Here is a 22,856-nt window from a genome sequence, read left to right as displayed (position 1 = left end):
TACGACTAATGAAAAAAACGCGTATGCCTTTGCCAGACAAGCGTTATAGCTATCGCGGCAAGTATCCCAAAGAAGCCGATAAAATAGTAATAGAGTGTTAATGCACCTGTAAAAGCGCAACGAACCGGACTCCACAACTCTTCACTATGGCATTTTCCTGCCAGTTCAAGGAGCTTATTTCGTCCATGCGAGATAATGCCTGGCCATAACACAATCATTAAGCAACTTATTACCCAAATGGGCCGTTCACTCATTAATGCCGCATTCACGATGATTACCAGGGCCAACCCTGTCAACGTCATCATAATGATAAAACGGTGAGAACCAGGATCAACATTAAATAATAAACCGGCCAGCATACTGATTAAAAACATCGCGCCCGCAGTGCTGAACACGATGATAATGGCATATACAGGAACTAAACTTGCAACGACAATCGCCACCAAAGAGAGTAAAAACAGATATATTACGCCCGCGATGGCGGCATTTATCTTGTTGATATCCTTACTTAAGCCATACATACAAAGTAATAATAACCCTATGGCGACATACATTGGTGGTGAATCATATTTGGTTGCCGTAATTTCGAGATACTTAGCTCCCCAGGCTAGTCCTGCGGTTGCCACCAAACCTAAAGCGGTAATGAGCCATATACCGTTTAATATCCTGGCCTCGTGCTGAAAATCTAATTTATTGCTGTTTTGCGAGTATGATTCCATTCTTTTAGTTGTCCTTAGAAAAAACATTAATATTCACCATCAATAAATTTAAAACCACGCATACAAAATACTTTTGTATTTATGGATACGGAAAACGATTCCGCTCGCTCATAAGGCATATTTTATACCTGGTACTTGTTAAGTGTCGTTTTTAGTAAGAAAAAAATCCCGACACATGGCCGGGATAGTGATGGTGAAAAAGAATTAACGGCGGTTGCCGAAGATCCGTAACAACATCAGGAACAGGTTGATGAAGTCCAGATACAAGGTTAACGCACCAAGAATGGAATATTTGCGCAGGTTCGACGTGTCGCGGGTATCAATCTGCTCACCCATATTTTTCAATTTCTGAGTGTCATACGCCGTCAATCCGACAAAGACAATCACGCCGATGTAGGTAACTGCCCACATCAATGCTTCGCTTTTCAGCCAGAAGTTGACCAGCGATGCCAGCACAATGCCGATTAACGCCATAAACAGCATATTGCCAAAGCCACTTAAATCGCGCTTCGTGGTGTAACCGTACAGGCTCATTGCGCCGAACATCCCGGCAGTAACGACGAAAGTACTGGCGATAGAAGCAGCGGTATAGACAATGAATATACTGGAAAGCGTAAGACCCGTCAGCGCCGAATAAAGCATAAAGAGCATCGTCGTTACACCTGCGCTCAGCTTTTGAATCATCGCTGATAACACAATAACCAATGCTAATTGCGCGATGATCAGACCGATTAAAAAGACACGGTTAGTGAACAACAGCTCCATCACGGCCGCGGAATTAGCCGCATACCAGGCAACAAATGCGGTCAGCAACAAGCCAACGGTCATCCAGCCATAGACTTGCGCCATATAAGTTTGCAAGCCAGCCCAGGGTTGTACGATTGAATCAGAACGTGGGAATCTGTCCATGACGATCTCCTGAAGATATAAGGAATATCTTAAGGATACTGCAAAATGATGAGGCTGTGCATCGACGCAGCGTAAACGCATGTACTGAGCGGTGAAATTGCCGGACGCAGCGGTGCCTTATCCGGCTAACAAAAAACTACCAGCGTTTTGCCGCCTGCAGATCGCTCTCCCGGGCTTCAACCCAGCGGTCGCCTTCCGGCGTGGCTTCGCGCTTCCAGAACGGTGCGCGGGTTTTGAGATAATCCATAATAAACTGCCCGGCTTCAAACGCACTGCTGCGATGCGCACTGGTGACACCGACAAAAACGATTTCATCGCCCGGCCATAATTCCCCGATGCGGTGAATCACCGTGACGCGCCCCAGCGGCCAGCGGTTACGCGCTTCATCAACAATTTCTGCCAGTGCTTTTTCAGTCATCCCCGGATAGTGTTCGAGGGTTAATGCTTTGACGCTGTCGCCCAGGTTATGGTTGCGCACCTTTCCGGTGAAGGTGACTACCGCACCGTCTTCGTCACGCTCCGCCAGCCACGGGTACTCTTCTCCTACGCTGAACGGCTGCGGGCCGACAACAATTTTGGTTTCTGCCATCTTAACCTCCGGTTACCGGCGGGAAGAAAGCTACTTCGTCGCCGTCAGTCAGCGGATGGTCAAAACTCACCAGCGTCTGGTTGACGGCAGCCAGCAATTTGCCATCTTCCAGCGCCAGCGCCCAGCGATCGCTCTGCGCAGCCAGGTGCTGGCGTAACGCTTCAACGGTTGGGTAATCCGCAGCCACTTCGGTTGCATCTGTTCCCACCAACTCGCGCACCTGGGCGAAAAAAAGAACTTTAATCATCCGCTTCCACCTTAAAGTCACCCGACTTGCCGCCGCTCTTCGCCAGCAAACGTACCGGACCAATCACCATATCTTTTTGCACCGCTTTGCACATGTCATAAATGGTCAGCGCCGCCACGGAGGCCGCGGTTAACGCTTCCATTTCGACACCGGTTTTCCCGGTCAGGCGGCATAAGGTTTCTATACGCACCCGATTGTGCTCCGGCTCGGCCTGTAAATTGACTTCAACTTTGCTGAGCATCAGCGGGTGACACAGCGGGATCAGATCCCAAGTGCGTTTTGCCGCCTGAATACCGGCAATACGCGCAGTGGCAAATACGTCGCCTTTGTGGTGGCGACCATCAATAATCATCGCCAGCGTCTCGCTGCGCATGGTGACAAAGGCTTCCGCCCGCGCTTCACGCACGGTTTCCGCTTTGGCGGAGACATCCACCATGTGCGCTTCGCCAGCGGCGTTGATATGGGTCAGTTGCGACATACTTATTTCTTCAAATGTGGATGGAAATTACACGGACGCGTACGGGCATCCAGCTGCGGCGCGATGATATTTTCCCATGCGGTACGGCACGCTTTGGTCGAACCCGGCATGGCGAAAATCAGCGTTTTGTTAGCGACGCCCGCTACCGCACGAGATTGCAACGTGGAAGTGCCAATCTCTTCAAACGACAACATACGGAACACTTCACCAAAACCTTCAACCTCACGGTCGAACAACGGCAGCAGCGCTTCGGGAGCCTGATCACCTTCCGTCAGGCCAGTACCACCCGTAATCAATACCACTTGTACATCGTCGCTGGCGATCCACGCAGATACCTGAGCGCGAATAGCGTAGCGGTTTTCTTTCACAATGGCTTCATCGACAACGTGATGGCCCGCTTCTTGCGCCGAATCGCGCAGATAGTGACCGGAGGTATCGTCTTCTTCACCGCGACGATTAGAAACCGTAAGAATAGCAATACGGGTCGGGATAAATTCAGTGCTTACCTGACTCATCTGATCTCTCCTTTTGACGTTTTAGCCGCCAATGTACGATAAGTTTTGCGTAATACCGGTGTTGTTTTGATGCAGGAAATGGGTCTGTTTCTTCTCCCGCAGCGCCGCTGAAATACGCGCTTCCAGCGCCTGTTGCTGGGTATCGCCTTCCAGCAGATCGCGCAGGTTAACGCCGCCTTCACCAAACAGGCAGAGATGGAGTTTACCAATGGAGGAAACGCGCAGGCGGTTGCAAGTGGCGCAGAAGTCTTTTTCATACGGCATGATAAGGCCAATCTCTCCGGCGTAATCTGGATGGCAAAAGACTTGCGCGGGACCGTCGCTGCGTTGACGTAATTGGTGGATCCAGCCGCGACGCAGTAGCTCGTCACGCAGAACCTGACCAGAGATGTGATGCTTACGGAAGAGCTCGCTGCCCTCGCCCGTTTCCATCAGTTCGATGAAACGCAGCTGGATAGGGCGATGCTGGATCCAGTTCAGAAAGGTGTCGAGCTGGTGATGATTAACATCACGCATCAGCACGGTATTGACTTTGACCTTCTCAAAACCGGCCTCAAATGCAGCATCAATCCCTGCCATGACCTGGTTGAATTTATCCTGCCCGGTAATAGCGTGAAACTGGCGGGCGTCCAAACTGTCGACACTGACGTTAATGCCAGTAAGTCCCGCATCGCGCCAGTTCGCCACATCGCGTTCCAGACGGTAACCATTGGTGGTGACCGCAATCTGGCGGATAGCGTCGTTTTCCCGCACAGCGGCGATGATATCGGTAAAGTCGCGGCGTAAAGACGGCTCTCCTCCTGTCAGGCGCACTTTTTCGGTGCCCAGACTGGCGAAGGCGCGCGTAACCCGGCGAATTTCATCGACGGTAAGAAAGCCTTTATTGGTGACGCCGCTCGGTTTGTAGCCATCCGGCAGGCAGTAGGTGCAACGAAAGTTACACACATCGGTAATCGACAGGCGCAAGTAGTAAAACTTACGCGCAAATACATCAGTCAGTTGTGAAGCCATGTACACCTTTCCAGATACGGGAGGCGAAGTCATTTCTTCCTTCGCCCTGGTGGCAATCTTTACGAGCATTGTCACGGCCAAAGCACCGTATCAGTTGACCCAGGTGCAGAGGCTAGAGTGTTTAGTGGTTAAGCCGATACTAGCGTGTAAATGAGATTTTTACCATCCACACTTTCGCTATGTAATCATGTATATAGCGTCATGATCGTGCTATTTCGCTACAGAATAAGGGAAAATGGCGGTTTTACTTTGATATACATCATCAGGGAGGCATAGCGTGCATCGTCCTTTAGAGATAGAAGAAAATAGTTTGTATCCTCAATATTGGCAGGTTAATTGCTGTTTCCCCGCAATTTGCGCTACTGTAGCGCGGATAATCTGACTCCAGGAAACTATATGCGCAATCGTACGCTGGCTGATCTTGATCGTGTCGTTGCTCTCGGCGGAGGGCATGGACTGGGACGCGTTCTCTCATCACTTTCGTCTTTGGGTTCTCGTTTAACGGGTATCGTCACCACCACGGATAATGGTGGCTCGACGGGGCGTATTCGCCGTTCAGAAGGCGGCATTGCTTGGGGCGATATGCGCAACTGCCTCAACCAGCTGATAACGGAACCGAACGTCGCCTCCGCGATGTTTGAATACCGTTTTGGCGGCAATGGCGAACTTTCCGGTCATAATCTCGGAAACTTGATGTTAAAGGCGCTGGATCACCTTAGCGTGCGGCCTCTGGAAGCCATCAATTTAATTCGTAATCTGCTGAAAGTGGATACGCATTTGATTCCAATGTCAGAGCATCCTGTTGATCTGATGGCGATTGACGATCAGGGGCATGAAGTTTACGGCGAGGTCAATATCGACCAGTTAACTACGCCGATTCAAGAGTTATTGTTAACGCCTAATGTACCCGCAACGCGTGAGGCGGTTCACGCTATCAATGAAGCGGATCTCATCATTATTGGGCCTGGCAGTTTTTATACCAGCCTGATGCCAATTCTGCTGCTGAAGGAAATCGCCCAGGCATTACGCCGCACGCCAGCGCCGATGGTTTATATCGGCAATCTGGGGCGTGAGTTGAGTTTACCTGCGGCTAATTTGAAGCTGGAAAGCAAGCTGGCAATTATGGAGCAGTATGTTGGTAAAAAGGTCATTGATGCGGTCATCGTCGGGCCAAAAGTGGATGTCTCGGCGGTGAAAGAGCGGATTGTGATCCAGGAGGTACTGGAGGCCAGCGATATTCCGTATCGTCATGACCGCCAGTTGTTACATAACGCGCTGGAAAAGGCGTTACAGGCTTTAGGTTAACGGAAATCCGAAGGAAAATTCCGGCTTCCTATTGAAGACAAAGTGCGCGTTGTTTATGCCGGATGCGGCGTGAACGCCTTATCCGGCCTACAAACCGCGCAAATTCAATATATTGCGGAGAAAATGTAGGCCTGATAAGCGTAGCGCATCAGACTGTTTTCCGTTTGTCATCAGTCTTCTTCGCTATCCTGTTACGATGCGGCAATAAACAACTCACGCAACTGATGCAACTGGTCACGAATTTGTGCCGCTTCTTCGAACTCCAGATTCTGCGCGTGTTGCATCATCAGCCCTTCCAGTTCATGGATTTTCTGCTGCAACGCTTTCGGCAACATATCCATCGGCACATTATCCGGCTCAACAATCGGGCGCGATTTTCCTCTGCCCTTCGCTTTGGTTTTGGCAATGTTCTGCCCCAGCGCCAGGATATCGACCACTTTCTTGTTCAAGCCTTGCGGCGTAATGCCGTGTTCCTCGTTGTACTTCTGCTGTTTCTCACGGCGACGTTCGGTTTCGCCAATCGCTTTCGCCATTGATGGAGTGCTCCTATCGCCGTAGAGAATCGCTTTACCGTTAACGTTACGTGCCGCACGACCAATGGTCTGGATCAACGAACGTTCGGAACGCAGGAAGCCTTCTTTGTCAGCGTCGAGGATCGCCACCAGCGACACTTCCGGCATATCCAGACCTTCACGCAGTAAGTTGATCCCTACCAATACGTCGAACTCACCCAGACGCAAGTCGCGGATAATCTCCATACGCTCGACGGTGTCGATATCTGAGTGAAGATAACGCACGCGCTCACCGTGTTCTTCGAGATATTCGGTAAGATCTTCCGCCATTCGCTTGGTCAGTGTGGTGACCAGCACGCGTTCGTTAATTGCCGCTCGCTGACGAATCTCCGAAAGAAGATCATCAACCTGTGTCGCCACCGGCCGCACTTCGATAATCGGGTCAAGCAATCCGGTTGGACGCACCACCTGATCCACCACATCGCCGCCGGATTTTTCCAGCTCGTAATTACCCGGCGTCGCCGAAACATAGATGGTTTGCGGCGCTAATGCTTCGAACTCTTCAAACTTAAGCGGACGGTTATCCAGCGCTGATGGCAGGCGGAAGCCGTACTCCACCAGTGTCTCTTTACGCGCCCGGTCACCGCGATACATGCCGCCAATTTGTGGAATGGTGACGTGAGATTCATCGACGACCAGCAGCCCATCGGCAGGCAGGTAATCAAACAGCGTCGGCGGTGGCTCACCCGGTCCACGACCGGAGAGGAAGCGCGAGTAGTTTTCAATCCCCGAACAGTAGCCCAGCTCGTCCATCATCTCCAGATCAAACTGGGTACGCTGGGTCAGCCGCTGCTCTTCCAGCAGTTTGTTGTTTTCCAACAGCACTTTGCGTCTGGCGGCCAGTTCTTCTTTGATCTCCTCCATCGCCTGTACGATGCGCTCGCGCGGTGTGACGTAGTGCGTTTTCGGGTAGATGGTAAAACGTGGAATAGTGGAAACAATCTGCCCGGTCAGCGGGTCAAATAACGACAATCGTTCCACTTCCTCGTCAAACAGTTCCACGCGAAGTGCAATGTCATCCGATTCTGCCGGGAAGATATCTATCACCTCGCCACGAACGCGGAAAGTACCACGCTGGAATGCTTGATCATTACGAGCGTATTGCAGCTCCGCCAGTCGGCGCAGAATCGCGCGCTGATCGATAATCATACCGACCGTGAGATGGAGCATCATCTTGAGATATAAATCAGGATCGCCCAGACCATAAATCGCGGAAACAGACGCCACTACAATCACATCACGCCGCTCCAGCATCGCTTTGGTGGCGGACAAACGCATCTGCTCAATATGTTCGTTAACCGAGGCATCTTTCTCAATGAAGGTGTCGGAACTCGGTACATAGGCTTCCGGCTGATAGTAGTCGTAGTAGGAGACGAAATACTCCACCGCGTTTTCCGGGAAGAACTCTTTCATTTCGCCATACAGCTGGGCCGCCAGCGTTTTGTTGGGCGCAAGTACCATGGTTGGGCGCTGAAGGTCAGCAATGACATTGGCAATGGTGAAGGTTTTCCCGGAGCCAGTCACGCCAAGTAACGTCTGGTGCGCCAGGCCATCTTCCAGCCCCTCTTCGAGACGTCGAATCGCCTCTGGCTGATCGCCAGAAGGTTTAAAAGCGGAATTCAGTTTGAACGGTTTACTCATGAGTCGCTACCTGAAGGAGTTGGGCGGGCAGGTATGTAATTTTACTCGTCGTACTTAATTATGCCAACAAATTATACTGGATAAAAAAACAGTTCATCACCATAATATTTCTGATACAGCGTAAACTCCGCTGTCAATCATGAGCAAAATTTACTCTGTGGCGAGATAAAACTCCAGCCTTACCGGGTTATCCCCAAAGCAACGGCTTTTTTAACATTTGTCAAGATGAGTGATGACAGTTTTATGGCAAGAGATGCCTGTTCAGTGACTGCCATTGCATTTATCTAACCAGTTAAAAAATAAAAGATATTTCTTTGAGCCGTCTTTAACGCCAATTCGCGTGCAAGCCGCGTATTCTCTCGCTTGCCTCGTGTTTTCTAACTCTAATACACATGGTTATCCACAGGAATAGTGGATAACTGTCTCCAGCCCCTATCCCCCGCCGCCTGGGCAATTCCCACATTCGCCGCATGAGGCGGAAGTAAAATTTTTTTCGTGATTATTTTAGAATTTAATTGGTTAAATTGCAGTCAATCGAAGACGCGATCTCGCTCGCAATTTAACCAAATACAGAATGGCTACAACAAGGCAAGGTTTATGTACTTTCCGGTTGCCGCATTTTCTGGATTTTCTGCAAGCCAGGGGATCTCTCCCAGCAGCGGCGCGGGAATCATGCGGGTGAGCGTGGTCATATATTCAGCGTGACGTTTTCCCGGAGGCGTAACATCGTTCGCCACCCAACCCGCCAGAGTCAGTCCGGCGTGTTGTATTGCCTGCGCAGTCAACATCGCGTGATTAATACAGCCGAGTTTCACACCAACTACCAGTATCACCGGCAGTTGTTCCTGTGTTACCCAATCTGCAAAAGTGAAAGTGTCAGAAAGCGGCGTAAACCAGCCGCCAGCACCTTCCACTAACACCCAGTCAGCCTGTTGTTCAAGCGCGCGTAATCCGGCGCTCATTACCAATGATTCTATCGGCCTGCCCTCTTGGGCGCTGATGATGTGCGGCGAGGTGGATTCTGCGAAGGTGTAAGGATTTACCGTTGCGTAATCCAGCTGCAGGCTGCTGTTGTGCTGTAACGCCAGCGCGTCACTATTACGTAAGCCTTCCGGGGTCTTTTCGCTGCCAGAGGCGACCGGTTTATAACCTGCCGTCCGATAACCTACTGCCTTCGCGGCTTGTAAAAGTGCACAACTGGCGACGGTTTTCCCCACTTCGGTATCCGTTCCGGTGACAAAATAACGTTTACTCACGAGCAATCACTCCCAAAAAAAGATGATACGTCAGAGGATATCGCCCCTGTTGTTGCGGCCAGGCCAGTTGCAATCGCTGCAACTGCGAACGCGTTAATATTCGCGGGTCGCGCCCTTCATGAAGATGCGTAGCACCGATGCCTTTCAGCGAACGCATGGCACTGAGCGCATCATCAAACCATAGTGTGATGAGCTGAATATGATGTTGATAACGCACGCCGTTCAGCGACTCTTCGATTTCATCTGGCGGTAAAAAGCGATTAGCATGCGGACGCTCGTCCACCGCCTGCCGCGCCTGATGCAGTTCGGGTAACGATCCCTGCACCAGCGTGGTAAACGCGACCACGCCTCCGGGGCGCACCACCCGATACAGCTCGCGGAGTGCCGTGGATAAATTACCGCACCACTGCACCGCGAGATTGCTCCATGCAAGATCGAACGTCGCAGTCGCTAACGGCAGGGATTCGATATCTCCTGCCAGATAATGATCTGCGGCATCTTTATGGCGGGCTTGCGCAAGCATTGGCGGCGAGAGATCTAACGCCGTCACCTGCGCGTGACGTTCCCGCCAGTGGCGGCTCATCCAGCCAGGTCCACAACCCGCGTCCAGTACGTGGGTGTATTTACGCTGTGGAAGCATTGCCAGTAAGGCGTCAGCACTCTGGCGCTGTAGATCTGCATGTTGCTCATAGTGTGCGGCTGCCCGACCAAATGCCGCTGCAATGGCTTGTTTATTAACCGTTGCCATGCAGCACCTCCAGCAGACGGTCGATATCCTGCATTTCATGCGCAGCGGTTAGCGTTAAGCGCAGTCGCGCAGTACCAGCGGGTACGGTTGGCGGGCGAATCGCCGTGACCCAGCAGCCTTGCTGGCGCAGTTTTTCTGCCAGTTGTAACGCACGGCTGTTATCACCGACGATCAATGGCTGGATGGCGCTGCATGAATCAGCCAGCGTAAACGGCAAATCCTGTACTCCGGCACGAAAACGCGCAATGAGTGACACCAGTTTTTCGCGCCGTGCATCCCCCTCATCACGGCGAATGACCGCCAGCGACGCACGTAATGCCTGCGCCTGAGCGGGCGGCATACTGGTGCTGTAGATAAGGTGGCGGGCGAATTGCAGCAGATAATCCGCCACCGTACTTGAGCAAAGCACCGCAGCCCCACTGACGCCAAATCCTTTGCCAAAAGTCACTACCAGCAATTCTGGTTTTACCTTTTGCAGCCAGCAGCTGCCGCGCCCCTGCTCCCCGATAACGCCCGTGCCGTGGGCATCATCGACCATCAACCAGCCATTGTGCTGTTGCGTTACCTGCTGGATTTCCGCCAGTGGCGCGCTATCGCCGTCCATGCTGAACACGCCTTCTGTCACCACCAGTTGCTGCCCCGGACAGGGGGAAGCAAGCAGTCGCGCCAGATGAGCGACATCGTTATGAGTAAAACGGCGAAGCTGCGACGGGCTTAAACTGGCAGCCTCCAGCAATGAGGCATGGCTAAGCCGGTCGGCAACAATACGGTCCTCTTTCGCCATCATCGCGGCAATGACTGCCTGATTCGCGGCAAAACCAGAGATAAACAGCAGCGCCCGCGAATAGCCAAGCCACTCGGCCAGTTCTTCTTCCAGCGCCTGATGCACCACGCTATAACCGCTGACGTGACCGGAGCCGCCGCTACCGATGCCAAATTGCTCCGCCCCCTGCTTCCAGGCACGGATAATTTGCGGATGATGGCTTAAACCTAAATAATCGTTACTGGAAAAGTTCAGATACTGGCGATCATCCGCCACCAGCCAGCGTCCGGCTCCTTGCGCCACCGGATAACGGCGACGCAGGGCATCGGCAGCACGCCGCGCATCGAGCGCCGCGTTGATTTTCTCCTGCCAGCTCATAATGCTGCCGCGTTGTAATATTCGTCGGTGTCCGGGGTCATCAGCGCCTGTCCAAGACGTTGCTGTTGTTCGTTATCCCCTGCCAGCACGGCAGTTTGCTGCGGATTTAGCCCCAGTTTGCGGAACAGTTGCAGGTCTTTATCTTCTTCCGGATTCGGCGTGGTCAGCAGTTTGCAACCGTAGAAAATCGAGTTTGCGCCTGCCATAAAGCACATCGCCTGAGTCTGTTCGTTCATCTGCTCGCGTCCGGCAGAAAGGCGCACGTAAGAGGTCGGCATCATGATCCGCGCTACGGCAATGGTGCGAATAAAATCAAAGGCATCAACGTCATCGTTATCGGCAAGCGGCGTGCCTTTCACCTTCACCAGCATGTTGATTGGTACGCTTTCCGGCGGCGTCGGCAGGTTTGCCAGTTGCAGCAATAATCCGGCGCGATCTTTTACCGTTTCGCCTAAGCCCACAATGCCACCTGAGCAGACTTTGATCCCGGCATCGCGCACTTTTTCCAGCGTATCGAGGCGTTCCTGATAAGTGCGTGTGGTGATGATATTGCCGTAAAACTCCGGCGAGGTGTCCAGGTTGTGGTTGTAGTAATCCAGCCCGGCGTTCGCGAGGCGCTGCGCCTGAGATTCACTCAACGTGCCCAGCGTCATACACGCCTCCAGCCCCATCGCTTTTACCCCCTGCACCATTTGTTCCAGGTACGGCATATCGCGTTCGTGGGGATTCTTCCATGCCGCGCCCATACAGAAGCGCGTCGATCCTGCCGCTTTCGCTTTGCGCGCCGACTCCAGCACCTGTTCAACTTCCATCAACCGCTCGGCTTCCAGCCCGGTTTTGTAGCGCGAGCTTTGCGGGCAGTATTTGCAATCTTCCGGACAAGCTCCGGTCTTAATCGACAGCAACGTGCTGACCTGCACCTGACGAGGTTCGAAATGCTGGCGATGCACCTGCTGCGCTTCAAACAGCAGATCCAGCAACGGTTTTTCAAATAATTCTGTGACTTGCGACAATGTCCAGCGTGGGCGGTGAGCCATGGGGCTTCTCCAAAACGTGTTTTTTGTTGTTAATTCGGTGTAGGCTTGTAAACCTAAATCTTTTCAATTTGGTTTACAAGTCGATTATGACAACGGACGATCTTGCCTTTGACCAACGCCATATCTGGCACCCATACACATCCATGACCTCCCCTCTGCCGGTTTATCCGGTGGCGAGCGCCGAAGGTTGCGAGCTAATTTTGTCTGACGGCAGACGCCTGGTTGACGGTATGTCGTCCTGGTGGGCGGCGATCCACGGCTACAATCACCCGCAGCTTAATGCGGCGATGAAGACGCAAATTGATGCCATGTCGCATGTGATGTTTGGCGGTATCACCCATGCGCCCGCCATCGAGCTATGCCGCAAACTGGTGGCAATGACGCCGCAACCGCTGGAGTGCGTTTTTCTCGCGGACTCCGGTTCCGTAGCGGTGGAAGTGGCGATGAAAATGGCGTTGCAGTACTGGCAAGCCAAAGGCGAAGCGCGCCAGCGTTTTCTGACCTTCCGCAATGGTTATCATGGCGATACCTTTGGCGCGATGTCGGTGTGCGATCCGGACAACTCAATGCACAGCCTGTGGAAAGGCTATCTGCCAGAAAACTTGTTTGCTCCCGCCCCGCAAAGCCGCATGGATGGTGAATGGGATGAACGCGATATGGTTGGTTTTGCCCGCCTGATGGCGGCGCATCGTCATGAAATCGCAGCGGTGATCATTGAGCCGATTGTCCAGGGCGCAGGCGGGATGCGCATGTACCATCCGGAATGGTTAAAACGAATCCGCAAAATGTGCGATCGCGAAGGTATCTTGCTGATTGCCGACGAGATCGCCACCGGATTTGGTCGTACCGGCAAACTGTTTGCCTGTGAATATGCAGAAATCGCGCCGGACATTTTGTGCCTCGGTAAAGCCTTAACCGGCGGCACAATGACCCTTTCCGCCACACTTACCACGCGCGAGGTTGCAGAAACCATCAGTAACGGCGAAGCCGGCTGCTTTATGCATGGGCCAACTTTTATGGGCAATCCGCTGGCCTGCGCGGCAGCAAACGCCAGCCTAGCGATTATCGAATCCGGCGAATGGCAGCAGCAGGTGGCGGCTATTGAAGTGCAGCTGCGCGAGCAACTGGCACCAGCCCGTGATGCCGAAATGGTTGCCGATGTGCGCGTACTGGGGGCAATCGGTGTGGTCGAAACCACTCGTCCGGTGAATATGGCGGCGCTGCAAAAATTCTTTGTCGAACAGGGGGTATGGATCCGGCCTTTTGGCAAACTGATTTACCTGATGCCGCCCTATATTATTCTCCCGCAACAGTTGCAGCGTCTGACCGCAGCGGTTAACCGCGCGGTACAGGATGAAACATTTTTTTGCCAATAACGGGAAGTCAGCGTGAGGGTTTCTGGCTACACTTTCTGCAAACAAGAAAGGAGGGTTCATGAAACTCATCAGTAACGATCTGCGCGATGGCGATAAGTTGCCGCATCGTCATGTCTTTAACGGCATGGGTTACGATGGCGATAATATTTCACCGCATCTGGCGTGGGATGATGTTCCTGCGGGAACGAAAAGTTTTGTTGTCACCTGCTACGACCCGGATGCGCCAACCGGCTCCGGCTGGTGGCACTGGGTAGTTGTTAATTTACCCGCTGATACCCGCGTATTACCGCAAGGGTTTGGCTCTGGTCTGGTAGCAATGCCAGACGGCGTTTTGCAGACGCGTACCGATTTTGGTAAAACCGGATACGATGGCGCAGCGCCGCCGAAAGGCGAAACCCATCGCTACATTTTTACCGTTCACGCGCTGGATGTAGAGCGTATTGATGTCGATGAAGGAGCCAGCGGCGCGATGGTCGGGTTTAACGTTCATTTCCACTCTCTGGCAAGCGCATCGATTACCGCGATGTTTAGTTAATCACTCTGCCAGATGGCGCAATGCCATCTGGTATCACTTAAAGGTATTAAAAACAACTTTTTGTCTTTTTACCTTCCCGTTTCGCTCAAGTTAGTATAAAAAAGCTGACCGAGAAACAGTAAAAATCATTAATATCAATGCATTATAATACATTTAGCTTAAAAAATAGACTGCATAATACTGCAAAACACAACATATCCAGTCACTATGAATCAACCACTTAGATGGTATTAGTGACCTGATACAGAGCATTAGCGCAAGGTGATTTTTTGTCCTCTTGCGCTAATTTTTTGTCAACGCACTGGGTTAGCTGAATTTACAACCATGCTCAGTATCTCGATAAGCGCAGAGAAATGATGCTGTGGTGGGCAGACTACTGGCTTGATGAAAAGGTAGGGCGACCAACCGCGTTTTTTCAGTTCAGTCAGCACATTGAGCCAGAACTTCACCCCTTCATTTTCGGCCAGCCACATCCCCAACAGTTCTTCCTGTTCTTAACTATTTACAGGCGCGTTTTTTTAAAGAATCCTCACTCCATTTGCACGAATATATTAATATATAAACAATGAGGATCAATAATAAATGAAACCTGCCCACAATCCTTCTTTTTTCCGCTCCTTTTGTGGTTTAGGATGTATATCCCGTTTATCCGTAGAAGAGCAAAATATCACGGATTATCACCGCATCTGGGATAACTGGGCCAAGGAAGGTGCTGCAACAGAAGACCGAACACAGGCAGTTCGATTACTGAAAATATGTCTGGCTTTTCAAGAGCCAGCCCTCAATTTAAGTTTACTCAGATTACGCTCTCTCCCATACCTGCCCCCGCACATACAAGAACTTAACATCTCTAGCAATGAGCTACGCTCTCTGCCAGAACTCCCTCCGTCCTTAACTGTACTTAAAGCCAGCGATAACAGACTGAGCAGGCTCCCGGCTCTTCCGCCTCACCTGGTCGCTCTTGATGTTTCACTTAACAGAGTTTTAACATGTTTGCCTTCTCTTCCATCTTCCTTGCAGTCACTCTCAGCCCTTCTCAATAGCCTGGAGACGCTACCTGATCTTCCCCCGGCTCTACAAAAACTTTCTGTTGGCAACAACCAGCTTACTGCCTTACCAGAATTACCATGTGAACTACAGGAACTAAGTGCTTTTGATAACAGATTACAAGAGCTACCGCCCCTTCCTCAAAATCTGAGGCTTTTAAACGTTGGGGAAAACCAACTACACAGACTGCCCGAACTTCCACAACGTCTGCAATCACTATATATCCCTAACAATCAGCTGAACACATTGCCAGACAGTATCATGAATCTGCACATTTATGCAGATGTTAATATTTATAACAATCCATTGTCGACTCGCACTCTGCAAGCCCTGCAAAGATTAACCTCTTCGCCGGACTACCACGGCCCACGGATTTACTTCTCCATGAGTGACGGACAACAGAATACACTCCATCGCCCCCTGGCTGATGCCGTGACAGCATGGTTCCCGGAAAACAAACAATCTGATGTATCACAGATATGGCATGCTTTTGAACATGAAGAGCATGCCAACACCTTTTCCGCGTTCCTTGACCGCCTTTCCGATACCGTCTCTGCACGCAATACCTCCGGATTCCGTGAACAGGTCGCTGCATGGCTGGAAAAACTCAGTGCCTCTGCGGAGCTTCGACAGCAGTCTTTCGCTGTTGCTGCTGATGCCACTGAGAGCTGTGAGGACCGTGTCGCGCTCACATGGAACAATCTCCGGAAAACCCTCCTGGTCCATCAGGCATCAGAAGGCCTTTTCGATAATGATACCGGCGCTCTGCTCTCCCTGGGCAGGGAAATGTTCCGCCTCGAAATTCTGGAGGACATTGCCCGGGATAAAGTCAGAACTCTCCATTTTGTGGATGAGATAGAAGTCTACCTGGCCTTCCAGACCATGCTCGCAGAGAAACTTCAGCTCTCTACTGCCGTGAAGGAAATGCGTTTCTATGGCGTGTCGGGAGTGACAGCAAATGACCTCCGCACTGCCGAAGCCATGGTCAGAAGCCGTGAAGAGAATGAATTTACGGACTGGTTCTCCCTCTGGGGACCATGGCATGCTGTACTGAAGCGTACGGAAGCTGACCGCTGGGCGCTGGCAGAAGAGCAGAAATATGAGATGCTGGAGAATGAGTACCCTCAGAGGGTGGCTGACCGGCTGAAAGCATCAGGTCTGAGCGGTGATGCGGATGCGGAGAGGGAAGCCGGTGCACAGGTGATGCGTGAGACTGAACAGCAGATTTACCGTCAGCTGACTGACGAGGTACTGGCCCTGCGATTGCCTGAAAACGGCTCACAACTGCACCATTCATAATCACATCGCATAAACCACAGACCGGACTGACTCCGGAAAAACAGAGGCCCGCCCCCGGGCCTCCCCGGATTCATCCGTTTCTCTGTTCAGCCTGACCGCACACCCCGGCGGCCGGATGACAGACTCCGCCTCGGTAAGCAAAGCGGTCTTCTGTGATTCCGCCAGTTGCGGCTTATTCATTACTTAACGTCAAACGCCCGAATTGAAGCCAAATCATCCAGACTGCTCAGCTCCTCTTTCATCTCCCGCTGACGGCGATAAATCTCATCGTTGCGATCGACCTGCGCCTGCACCATTGCTGCCGCCAGTTCTTCCAGTTCCGGCATCGACAGTTTCACCTGCTGATTATCCGCATCACTCCACACCATATGTGTTTGTGCCGCGACAGATTTTGCCAGCATGACCACCGGGGACAGGCGGGCCACTGACGAGGCGTCAGCGTTCCACGTGCGGCCGTTCCATTCAAACGTGAACGGCTTCGCCTCCTGTTCTGTGCGCCATGCTTCAATTTCCTGACGTCTGGCCTCTCTGGCCGCTTCCAGCATTTCTGGTGTCACAGTGAATGGGGCTATCTCACCCCATTTGCCACTTTGCAGTTCCTGCCAGATTTGCTGACCCGTCGGTGCAACATCATCAGCGGTGGCTGTGTAGGGAACTGCCTGGTCCCTGTCGTCAAAAAAAACGTCACAGTCTACTGCGCCACTTTCGGTATAACGGGGATTAATGATTTTTTTAATTTCCACGGTGCATTCCTCACGATGTGCGAATAAAAAGCCCGGGCATTGCGCCAGAGACATGTGCATCCGGCACCCCGGACAGGGCGCAATATGACCCCGGTAATGAATGCTCTGAACATCCCGTAATGAAAAATTGTGGGGATGCTATATACGTTCCGGTGGGAGTACCGGGCACTGAAATCCCCACCGGTCCCAGTCGTGAGCCTCTGTATGACTGCCCCCTGACAAGTCTGATGACTTTATCACCGTCAGCTTCTCCCTGGTACGCAGCAATAATCAGCCCGCCAATGTCAGGGTCTCCCCATCTGTTGCGGACAGAGCTCGCCACGATTCTGTAAATAATATCTTCTGTGGTTATATTTATTTTCACCCAGTCAGTCTGGATATGGGCCAGTAGCGGTAGCGGGTGTGATAAATGGGGCCGTTAATGCCGTAAAAAGTAAGGGATTTGGCTCTGTACCGCGGTTCTGTTGTCTCAGGGCGTGCATCAGTCCACCGGATGCTGAGCACCCCTTCAAACCGTGTGTCGGGTATGATGATGCCGTAGGGGCCAGCAACGGAATATTCACCTGGCAGCGCATTCCTTACCCAGGCCAGGAAATCACTCTTAGTGTCAAAACGGATAACATCTTCAGGCAGAAAAGCACACCCAAAGCCGAATGCGCCGGGTATCGCCAGACGGCCTTTTGTCCGGTCGTAAATGTCGCTCTGTGCTTCCATCGTGGCCGCACTTTTCAGCCCCAGATTATCCCGGGACTTCTGTTGTGCCTTTTCGCCTGCTGCTGCGATTTCTGACAGATGGTTAGCCATTTTCAGAGTGCCGGTCAGCGCAGCATCAATGTCATTTTTGGCCTGTTCTGCTGCGCGGGCATAACCTGCGGCATCCTGTGCGCTCTGTCCGGCTGCGGCTGCATTTGCTCCTGTGCTTGTCACATCTTCCGCAGTGGCCTTTCTGTCCTCAGCTGTGACGGTTGCATCCTGTCGGGCTTTCTCCGCAAAACGTTGTGCATCATCACGGGCCGTTGCGGCTGCCGCCACATCCTGCGCCGTCTGCTGTGCGTTTCCGGCTGCAGCCCCGGCACTCTGCTGCGCCTGCGCCACCATTTCCTCAAAGCGCTTCATCACCTCCGGACGTAAATCACCATCCTTTGGTGCATTCAGAAACGCGTTCAGTGTCCCCGGTGCATCAGTCGGTGCCACATCAATATCCCCGACACGGGTTGGCTGCCAGCCGTTACAGTGAAGCGCAACCTCGTAATACCCCGGCTCAGCCTCAATCACATAAGCACCGTTATTGTCCGTCACGCAAGTGGCAACAACGTGTGCCACAACGGTCGGACTGGTTCTTCTGGCCCGCAGTTCAATCGCACAATTTACGACAGGTTTACCCGCCCCATCTTTCAGTACACCTGAAATCTTTACTGCCATATTCACCCCACAAAAAGCCCGCCTGAACCAGCGGGCTGTCATAACACTGTGTTACCTGGCTAATCAGAACTTATAACCGACACCCACGATGAAACCGTCAGTGCGCCAGTCGCCACTGCCGGAACCTTCATAAGCAAGGTCAATGGCCACGGATTCGGTCGGGTTAAACTGCACGCCAGCCCCCCACGCCAGAGACGTGTTGCTGTGGCGGTTGTCATCACTCCCGGTCAGCACATCGTGCGTTTTCCCCTTGTTGTCAGTTACGCGGAGATAATCCCCGGAGAAGGTCGACACACGGCTGTAAGCCACGCCCGCCATCGCATACGCGCTGAACCATTCATTCACGCGCACAGACAGCCCCGCCATCACGCTGAACCAGCGGTTACGCACGGAATCCTCATGCCAGCGGGTATCACTGTAATGCGTTTTTTGCTCATCTTCAGCGTTGGCATAGCTGAATGACGTCACCAGCCCCAGCGTGTCCGTAAACTCATAACGGTATTTCACGTTAATCCCGTTCAGATCATCACTGCCGGGAGCGTTCGTCGAGGCATGAAGATACCCCGCGCTCAGCGTGGACCGATGTTCAGACGCCCATGCAGGCGCACCGGATACAGCCAGACAGATGGCTGCGGACAAAATGGCAGCATAAAGTTTACGCATAATTACCTCTCGCTTTTCTGCAATAAAAAAGGCACCATTTCTGGTGCCCGTATCTGGGTTATAAAATTCAGCTGATACTGATACCTGCTGTGGATTTCTTCATCACAACAACCAGCAAATCGCTGATACTTGCTGTGGGATACCAGCCATTTACCAGCCATGCCGATACAGAAAACTCCAGCGTCATGTGACCGTGACCGGCAGGCATATCAATAACACCCGTATATATCAGCGTATTATCCAGGGTCGTTCGGTTATAAATTTCAGCACCGTTTTTCTTCACTATCAGGCGGCATGACGAATAAATATTGTTATTCTTCCGCTCATGTTTAGCACCGCGAAACGCCACCGCGGGAATAACAATTTGCCGATCAAACGGCTGATCGTCATAAACCCTGACGGTAATGGTCCCTGATGGCCACCTCTCCGGTGCCCGGGAGTCCCGTGGGAAAGGTTTGCCCACTGTTTTAACGAGATCGCCTTCAATCTGGTTCGCGGACAATTTTCCCAGAACCCGACAGTTCTTATTAATCGTGACGTTGTTGAGCGTCCCGGAGTTCGCGTTCACGTTACCGCTGATATCGGCATTTTTCGCCGTCAGCCGTCCGCCAGGTGTCAGGGAAAATGCCGGAGGATTACCGCCGCTGGTAATGGTCGGAGCCGTCAGGCGTTTCAGGAACACGTCGTTCATGAATATCTGATCGCCCTGACCAACAAACATCGGCTTTGTGTTGCCATTCGCAGGATTAATCATCGCAATCCTGTCTGCCGCCAGCAGCACCTGACTCTGCATTCCTGCTGGCGTATTCTCAATACCGGCACCGATACCCGCAATATAAAGGCGTCCGTCCTTCATCTGTTGCAGCTTCACAGCCCACATGCTGTTCAGGTTATTATTTGTATCAACCTGAACTTTCTGTATCTGCTGGATTGCAGCACTCTGATTTTCCAGTTTTTTATTGACGGTTTGCGTGATTTCATTGCTGACATTCGTAATGGACGTCCTGATTTCAGTCAGGTCCGGCGCAAGCTGACCGTTATCAATCTGCGTCCACAACTCCTTGCCGAGATGCGTTTTATTGATCAACCCTTTATAAAAACTCAGATAACCTTCCGCATCATCGCTCGCCCGACCGACGGCCTCCACAAATGCCGATTTGCCAACGGTGTTCACACTGCGAACGTAAAAATAATAATCATGGCCCGGCCTGATATTGATACTGGCGGCTATCCAGTACAGCGCCGTGCCAAGATAGCGGGCGCTGGTTTCAACCTGCCTGATATCCGCAATCCGCTTTTCCGAAAACCAGAACTCAAACTGCACCGTCGGGTCATATACAGCCAGTTTCGGGACCACCGTTATCTGAAAATACCCCGGTATCAGTTCAATAGTGACAGGCGCTGCCGGTGCCGCAATCCGGAACGATACCGACGCCGGATCGCCCTGCTGCCCCCGGGCATTTACCGCCCGGACTGTCAGACTGTAATTCCCCAGCGCCAGCTGCCTGAAGCGGTATGTGGTTTCCGTCGTCCTGGCTGTGCTGACCAGCCGCTCACTGCCGTCGTCCGCTGCCACGGTCAGGCGAAGCAGGAAGCTCACACCCTTCACCACCTTCGGCGTGTCCCATCGCGCCAGCACCTGATATTCCCCGCTGTCTGCGGTGACTTCGGCGGTCAGATGCTGCACCGCTGGCGGCGTGACACCATTCACCGTGCCGCGCCGGTCACCGTCAAAGTGTGCCCCGTTATCCACGATGGCCTCTTTTTCCGGCACATGCTGCACGGCGGTGATGGCATACGTGCCGTCGTCGTTCTCACGGATACTCACGCAGCGGAACAGGCGCTGGCGCAGCGTCGGCAGCTTCAGCCCCCACACGCTGTATTCTGCAACGCCGTCAGGAACCCGGCTCACTTTCACCTTCACGCCGTCGGTGACGGACTGAACCTCCACGCTGACCGGATTGCCATTTCCGTCAACCAGGCTTATCAGCGTGGTACCGGAGGACGGCAGCGTGATTTCACGGTCGAGCGTCAGCGTCCGGGTCTGGCTGTTCACCGCCAGTACGCGACCACCGGTGCTGATACCGGCATAATCATCATCGCAGATTTCAATGACATCACCCGGTACATGGCGAAGCCCTTCTGCGCCGACGCTGAAGTCCACGGTCTGCGTTTCCAGCAGTTCCGTTTTAATCAGCCACAGCCCGGCGCGGTGCGCCTGTCCCCGGCTGGTACAGCCAAAGGCATCCATCTTCGTGACGTTACGACCGTAACGGACAATGGCCTGCGTGTCCTCCACAAGCTCTGTCGCCGTCTCATGACCGTTGTCCGGATCAATCCAGTTCACCTCAACGACATTATGGCGGTCCTTCAGGGCGCTGAAGCTGTAGCGGAACGGCGCGCCATCATCCGGCATCACCACATTACTGCGGTTATAGGTCCACACTTTATCCGACGGTCGGTCCTGCACGAACGTCAGCGTCTGCCCGTTCCATACCGGCATACAGCGCATCGCCGAGCAGAAATCACTGAGAACATCCCACGCCTTACGCTGTGTGGTCAGGTAAGCGTTACAGGTGATGCGCGGCTCCGTGCCGCCAAATCCGTCCGGCACTGACTGGTCGCAGTACTGGCCGATGACATACAGCGCCCATTTGTCCACATCTGCCGCACCAAGACGTTTCCCCATGCCGTAGCGCGGATGAGTGAGCATGTCCCACAGACACCAGGCCATGTTGTTGCTGTATGCTGGCTTAAGCGTTCCGTCCCAGATACCGCTGTATTGCCGCGTCTGCGGGTTATAGTTCGACGGCACCTGCAGAATGCGCCCGCGAAGATGATAATTGCGACTCACCTGCTGGTTACCGAACTGCTCTGAATCCACCTGCACGCCGACCAGCGCCGTGTTCGGGTAGCACTGTTTCACATCGATGATTTCGGTGTACGACGACCAGAGCGTTTTGTTCTGCAGCTGGTCTGTGGTGCTGTCCGGTGTCATCCTGCGCATCCGGATATTAAACGGGCGCGGCGGCAGGTTACCCACCACCACCGAGGCCAGATACTGCGAAGTGGTTTTGCCCTTAATGGTGATGTCTTTTTCCGTCACCCAGCCACCGTTACGCTGTATCTGAACCAGCAGGCGGACTTCCGACGGATTCCGGTCCCCCTTTGAGGTGGTTTCCACCAGTGCCTGCACACCGAAGGTCAGGCGCAGACGATCAATGTTTGCCGACGTGATGGTCCGGGTGATCGGCGTGTCGTATTTCACTTCCGTACCCAGCACAGTCTCTGAGCCGGAAGATTCAAACCCCTCCGGCGGTGTCTGCTCCTGCTCGCCGGCGCGGAACACCACCGTAACACCGGAAAAGTTTGTCTTCCCCTCGCTATCCAGGACCGGCGTACCGTTCAGCAGCACGCTTTTTAATCCATCCACCGGACCGTCAACCGGCCCTTCGCTGATGGCATCAATCACACTCAGCAACTGCGTGGATTTCAGGTTGTCCTTCGCTTCGCGCGGGGTATGCCCCTTACTGCTGCCTTTACCCATTCCTCACGCTCCATAAACGACAAAACCGCCCGCAGGCGGTTTCACATGAAACATTT

The 22,856-nt window shown here is 52.8% G+C and carries 19 protein-coding genes and 1 pseudogene; 4 read left to right on the top strand and 16 right to left on the bottom strand.

Annotated elements, in window-relative coordinates; translation table 11 throughout:
* Positions 1-5 precede the first annotated feature (5 nt).
* The 7 genes from ybhM to moaA form a co-directional block, all read right to left on the bottom strand.
* Complete coding sequence (gene ybhM, locus SF0737) at positions 6-719, bottom strand: hypothetical protein (RefSeq protein ID NP_706665.2); 714 nt, start codon at positions 717-719, stop codon at positions 6-8.
* Between the two features lie 204 nt (positions 720-923).
* Complete coding sequence (gene ybhL / locus SF0736) at positions 924-1,628, bottom strand: hypothetical protein (protein NP_706664.2); 705 nt, start codon at positions 1,626-1,628, stop codon at positions 924-926.
* A 136-nt stretch (positions 1,629-1,764) separates the two neighbouring features.
* Positions 1,765-2,217 (bottom strand): molybdopterin guanine dinucleotide biosynthesis protein MoaE, encoded by a 453-nt coding sequence (gene moaE / locus SF0735; protein ID NP_706663.1) that lies wholly within the window; start codon positions 2,215-2,217, stop codon positions 1,765-1,767.
* Between the two features lies 1 nt (position 2,218).
* Positions 2,219-2,464 (bottom strand): molybdopterin synthase small subunit, encoded by a 246-nt coding sequence (gene moaD, locus SF0734; protein NP_706662.2) that lies wholly within the window; start codon positions 2,462-2,464, stop codon positions 2,219-2,221.
* Positions 2,457-2,942 (bottom strand): molybdenum cofactor biosynthesis protein MoaC, encoded by a 486-nt coding sequence (gene moaC / locus SF0733; protein ID NP_706661.1) that lies wholly within the window; start codon positions 2,940-2,942, stop codon positions 2,457-2,459. Before moaC ends, moaD begins: the two co-directional genes overlap by 8 nt.
* Positions 2,943-2,944: 2 nt before the next feature.
* The gene (moaB, locus tag SF0732) at positions 2,945-3,457 is read right to left on the bottom strand and encodes a molybdopterin biosynthesis protein B (RefSeq protein ID NP_706660.1); all 513 of its coding nucleotides are present in this window, start codon (positions 3,455-3,457) and stop codon (positions 2,945-2,947) included.
* Positions 3,458-3,478: 21 nt separating this feature from the next.
* A complete protein-coding gene (gene moaA, locus SF0731) occupies positions 3,479-4,468 on the bottom strand; it encodes a molybdenum cofactor biosynthesis protein A (protein NP_706659.2) in 990 nt (329 codons plus the stop codon).
* 396 nt (positions 4,469-4,864) lie between these two features.
* Here moaA and ybhK point away from each other — a divergent pair, with 396 nt between their 5' ends.
* Positions 4,865-5,773, top strand: coding sequence for a structural protein (gene ybhK, locus SF0730; protein ID NP_706658.2), 909 nt, complete (start codon positions 4,865-4,867; stop codon positions 5,771-5,773).
* Positions 5,774-5,964: 191 nt separating this feature from the next.
* On the opposite strand, the gene uvrB is transcribed toward ybhK, so the two are convergent.
* From uvrB to bioB, 5 genes are all read right to left on the bottom strand, one after another.
* Complete coding sequence (gene uvrB, locus SF0729) at positions 5,965-7,986, bottom strand: excinuclease ABC subunit B (RefSeq protein NP_706657.1); 2,022 nt, start codon at positions 7,984-7,986, stop codon at positions 5,965-5,967.
* A 578-nt stretch (positions 7,987-8,564) separates the two neighbouring features.
* Positions 8,565-9,242, bottom strand: coding sequence for a dithiobiotin synthetase (gene bioD, locus SF0728; protein ID NP_706656.2), 678 nt, complete (start codon positions 9,240-9,242; stop codon positions 8,565-8,567).
* Positions 9,235-9,990: a biotin biosynthesis protein BioC gene (gene bioC / locus SF0727; RefSeq protein NP_706655.2), complete on the bottom strand. Its 756-nt coding sequence runs from the start codon at positions 9,988-9,990 to the stop codon at positions 9,235-9,237. Before bioC ends, bioD begins: the two co-directional genes overlap by 8 nt.
* Entirely contained in the window at positions 9,977-11,131 is a 1,155-nt protein-coding gene (gene bioF, locus SF0726) for an 8-amino-7-oxononanoate synthase (RefSeq protein NP_706654.1), read from the bottom strand. Before bioF ends, bioC begins: the two co-directional genes overlap by 14 nt.
* Positions 11,128-12,168 carry a biotin synthase gene (bioB, locus tag SF0724; RefSeq protein ID NP_706653.1) on the bottom strand — a complete coding sequence of 347 codons (1,041 nt, stop codon included), beginning with the start codon at positions 12,166-12,168 and terminating at the stop codon, positions 11,128-11,130. The genes bioF and bioB overlap by 4 nt, the downstream gene beginning before the upstream one ends.
* Between bioB and bioA the strand changes: the two genes are divergently transcribed.
* The 3 genes from bioA to ipaH_1 all read left to right on the top strand — a co-directional run bounded on the left by bioA (position 12,144) and on the right by ipaH_1 (position 16,425).
* The gene (gene bioA, locus SF0725; RefSeq protein NP_706652.3) at positions 12,144-13,544 is read left to right on the top strand and encodes an adenosylmethionine--8-amino-7-oxononanoate aminotransferase BioA; all 1,401 of its coding nucleotides are present in this window, start codon (positions 12,144-12,146) and stop codon (positions 13,542-13,544) included. The two genes, bioB and bioA, sit on opposite strands and share 25 nt — an antisense overlap.
* Before the next feature lie 58 nt (positions 13,545-13,602).
* Entirely contained in the window at positions 13,603-14,079 is a 477-nt protein-coding gene (gene ybhB, locus SF0723) for a kinase inhibitor protein (protein ID NP_706651.2), read from the top strand.
* Positions 14,080-14,661: 582 nt separating this feature from the next.
* The gene (ipaH_1, locus tag SF0722; protein ID NP_706650.1) at positions 14,662-16,425 is read left to right on the top strand and encodes an invasion plasmid antigen; all 1,764 of its coding nucleotides are present in this window, start codon (positions 14,662-14,664) and stop codon (positions 16,423-16,425) included.
* A 179-nt stretch (positions 16,426-16,604) separates the two neighbouring features.
* Here the strand turns inward: ipaH_1 and SF0721 are convergent, their stop codons facing one another.
* From SF0721 to SF0718, 4 genes and pseudogenes are all read right to left on the bottom strand, one after another.
* Positions 16,605-17,228 carry a prophage CP-933K tail protein gene (locus tag SF0721; RefSeq protein NP_706649.1) on the bottom strand — a complete coding sequence of 208 codons (624 nt, stop codon included), beginning with the start codon at positions 17,226-17,228 and terminating at the stop codon, positions 16,605-16,607.
* Positions 17,229-17,306: 78 nt separating this feature from the next.
* Positions 17,307-18,632, bottom strand: a pseudogene (locus tag SF0720).
* A gap of 21 nt (positions 18,633-18,653) precedes the next feature.
* A complete protein-coding gene (locus SF0719; RefSeq protein ID NP_706647.1) occupies positions 18,654-19,253 on the bottom strand; it encodes a membrane protein in 600 nt (199 codons plus the stop codon).
* Positions 19,254-19,320: 67 nt separating this feature from the next.
* Complete coding sequence (locus SF0718) at positions 19,321-22,800, bottom strand: host specificity protein (RefSeq protein ID NP_706646.1); 3,480 nt, start codon at positions 22,798-22,800, stop codon at positions 19,321-19,323.
* Positions 22,801-22,856: the final 56 nt, after the last annotated feature.

Source organism: Shigella flexneri 2a str. 301 (assembly GCF_000006925.2).
Taxonomy (GTDB): Bacteria; Pseudomonadota; Gammaproteobacteria; order Enterobacterales; family Enterobacteriaceae; genus ECMA0423.
The sequence above is the reverse complement of the archived record's forward strand: the minus strand, read 5'-3'. Positions and strand labels throughout refer to the sequence as shown.

Coding starts and splice junctions, on each gene's coding strand:
- ybhM (NP_706665.2), bottom strand. CDS start 719: ATGGAATCATACTCGCAAAACAGCAATAAATTAGATTTTCAGCACGAG.
- SF0718 (NP_706646.1), bottom strand. CDS start 22,800: ATGGGTAAAGGCAGCAGTAAGGGGCATACCCCGCGCGAAGCGAAGGAC.
- moaC (NP_706661.1), bottom strand. CDS start 2,942: ATGTCGCAACTGACCCATATCAACGCCGCTGGCGAAGCGCACATGGTG.
- SF0719 (NP_706647.1), bottom strand. CDS start 19,253: ATGCGTAAACTTTATGCTGCCATTTTGTCCGCAGCCATCTGTCTGGCT.
- bioF (NP_706654.1), bottom strand. CDS start 11,131: ATGAGCTGGCAGGAGAAAATCAACGCGGCGCTCGATGCGCGGCGTGCT.
- ybhL (NP_706664.2), bottom strand. CDS start 1,628: ATGGACAGATTCCCACGTTCTGATTCAATCGTACAACCCTGGGCTGGC.
- ybhB (NP_706651.2), top strand. CDS start 13,603: ATGAAACTCATCAGTAACGATCTGCGCGATGGCGATAAGTTGCCGCAT.
- SF0721 (NP_706649.1), bottom strand. CDS start 17,228: ATGCACATGTCTCTGGCGCAATGCCCGGGCTTTTTATTCGCACATCGT.
- bioC (NP_706655.2), bottom strand. CDS start 9,990: ATGGCAACGGTTAATAAACAAGCCATTGCAGCGGCATTTGGTCGGGCA.
- moaB (NP_706660.1), bottom strand. CDS start 3,457: ATGAGTCAGGTAAGCACTGAATTTATCCCGACCCGTATTGCTATTCTT.
- ybhK (NP_706658.2), top strand. CDS start 4,865: ATGCGCAATCGTACGCTGGCTGATCTTGATCGTGTCGTTGCTCTCGGC.
- uvrB (NP_706657.1), bottom strand. CDS start 7,986: ATGAGTAAACCGTTCAAACTGAATTCCGCTTTTAAACCTTCTGGCGAT.
- moaD (NP_706662.2), bottom strand. CDS start 2,464: ATGATTAAAGTTCTTTTTTTCGCCCAGGTGCGCGAGTTGGTGGGAACA.
- bioA (NP_706652.3), top strand. CDS start 12,144: ATGTCCAGCGTGGGCGGTGAGCCATGGGGCTTCTCCAAAACGTGTTTT.
- ipaH_1 (NP_706650.1), top strand. CDS start 14,662: ATGAAACCTGCCCACAATCCTTCTTTTTTCCGCTCCTTTTGTGGTTTA.
- bioB (NP_706653.1), bottom strand. CDS start 12,168: ATGGCTCACCGCCCACGCTGGACATTGTCGCAAGTCACAGAATTATTT.
- moaE (NP_706663.1), bottom strand. CDS start 2,217: ATGGCAGAAACCAAAATTGTTGTCGGCCCGCAGCCGTTCAGCGTAGGA.
- moaA (NP_706659.2), bottom strand. CDS start 4,468: ATGGCTTCACAACTGACTGATGTATTTGCGCGTAAGTTTTACTACTTG.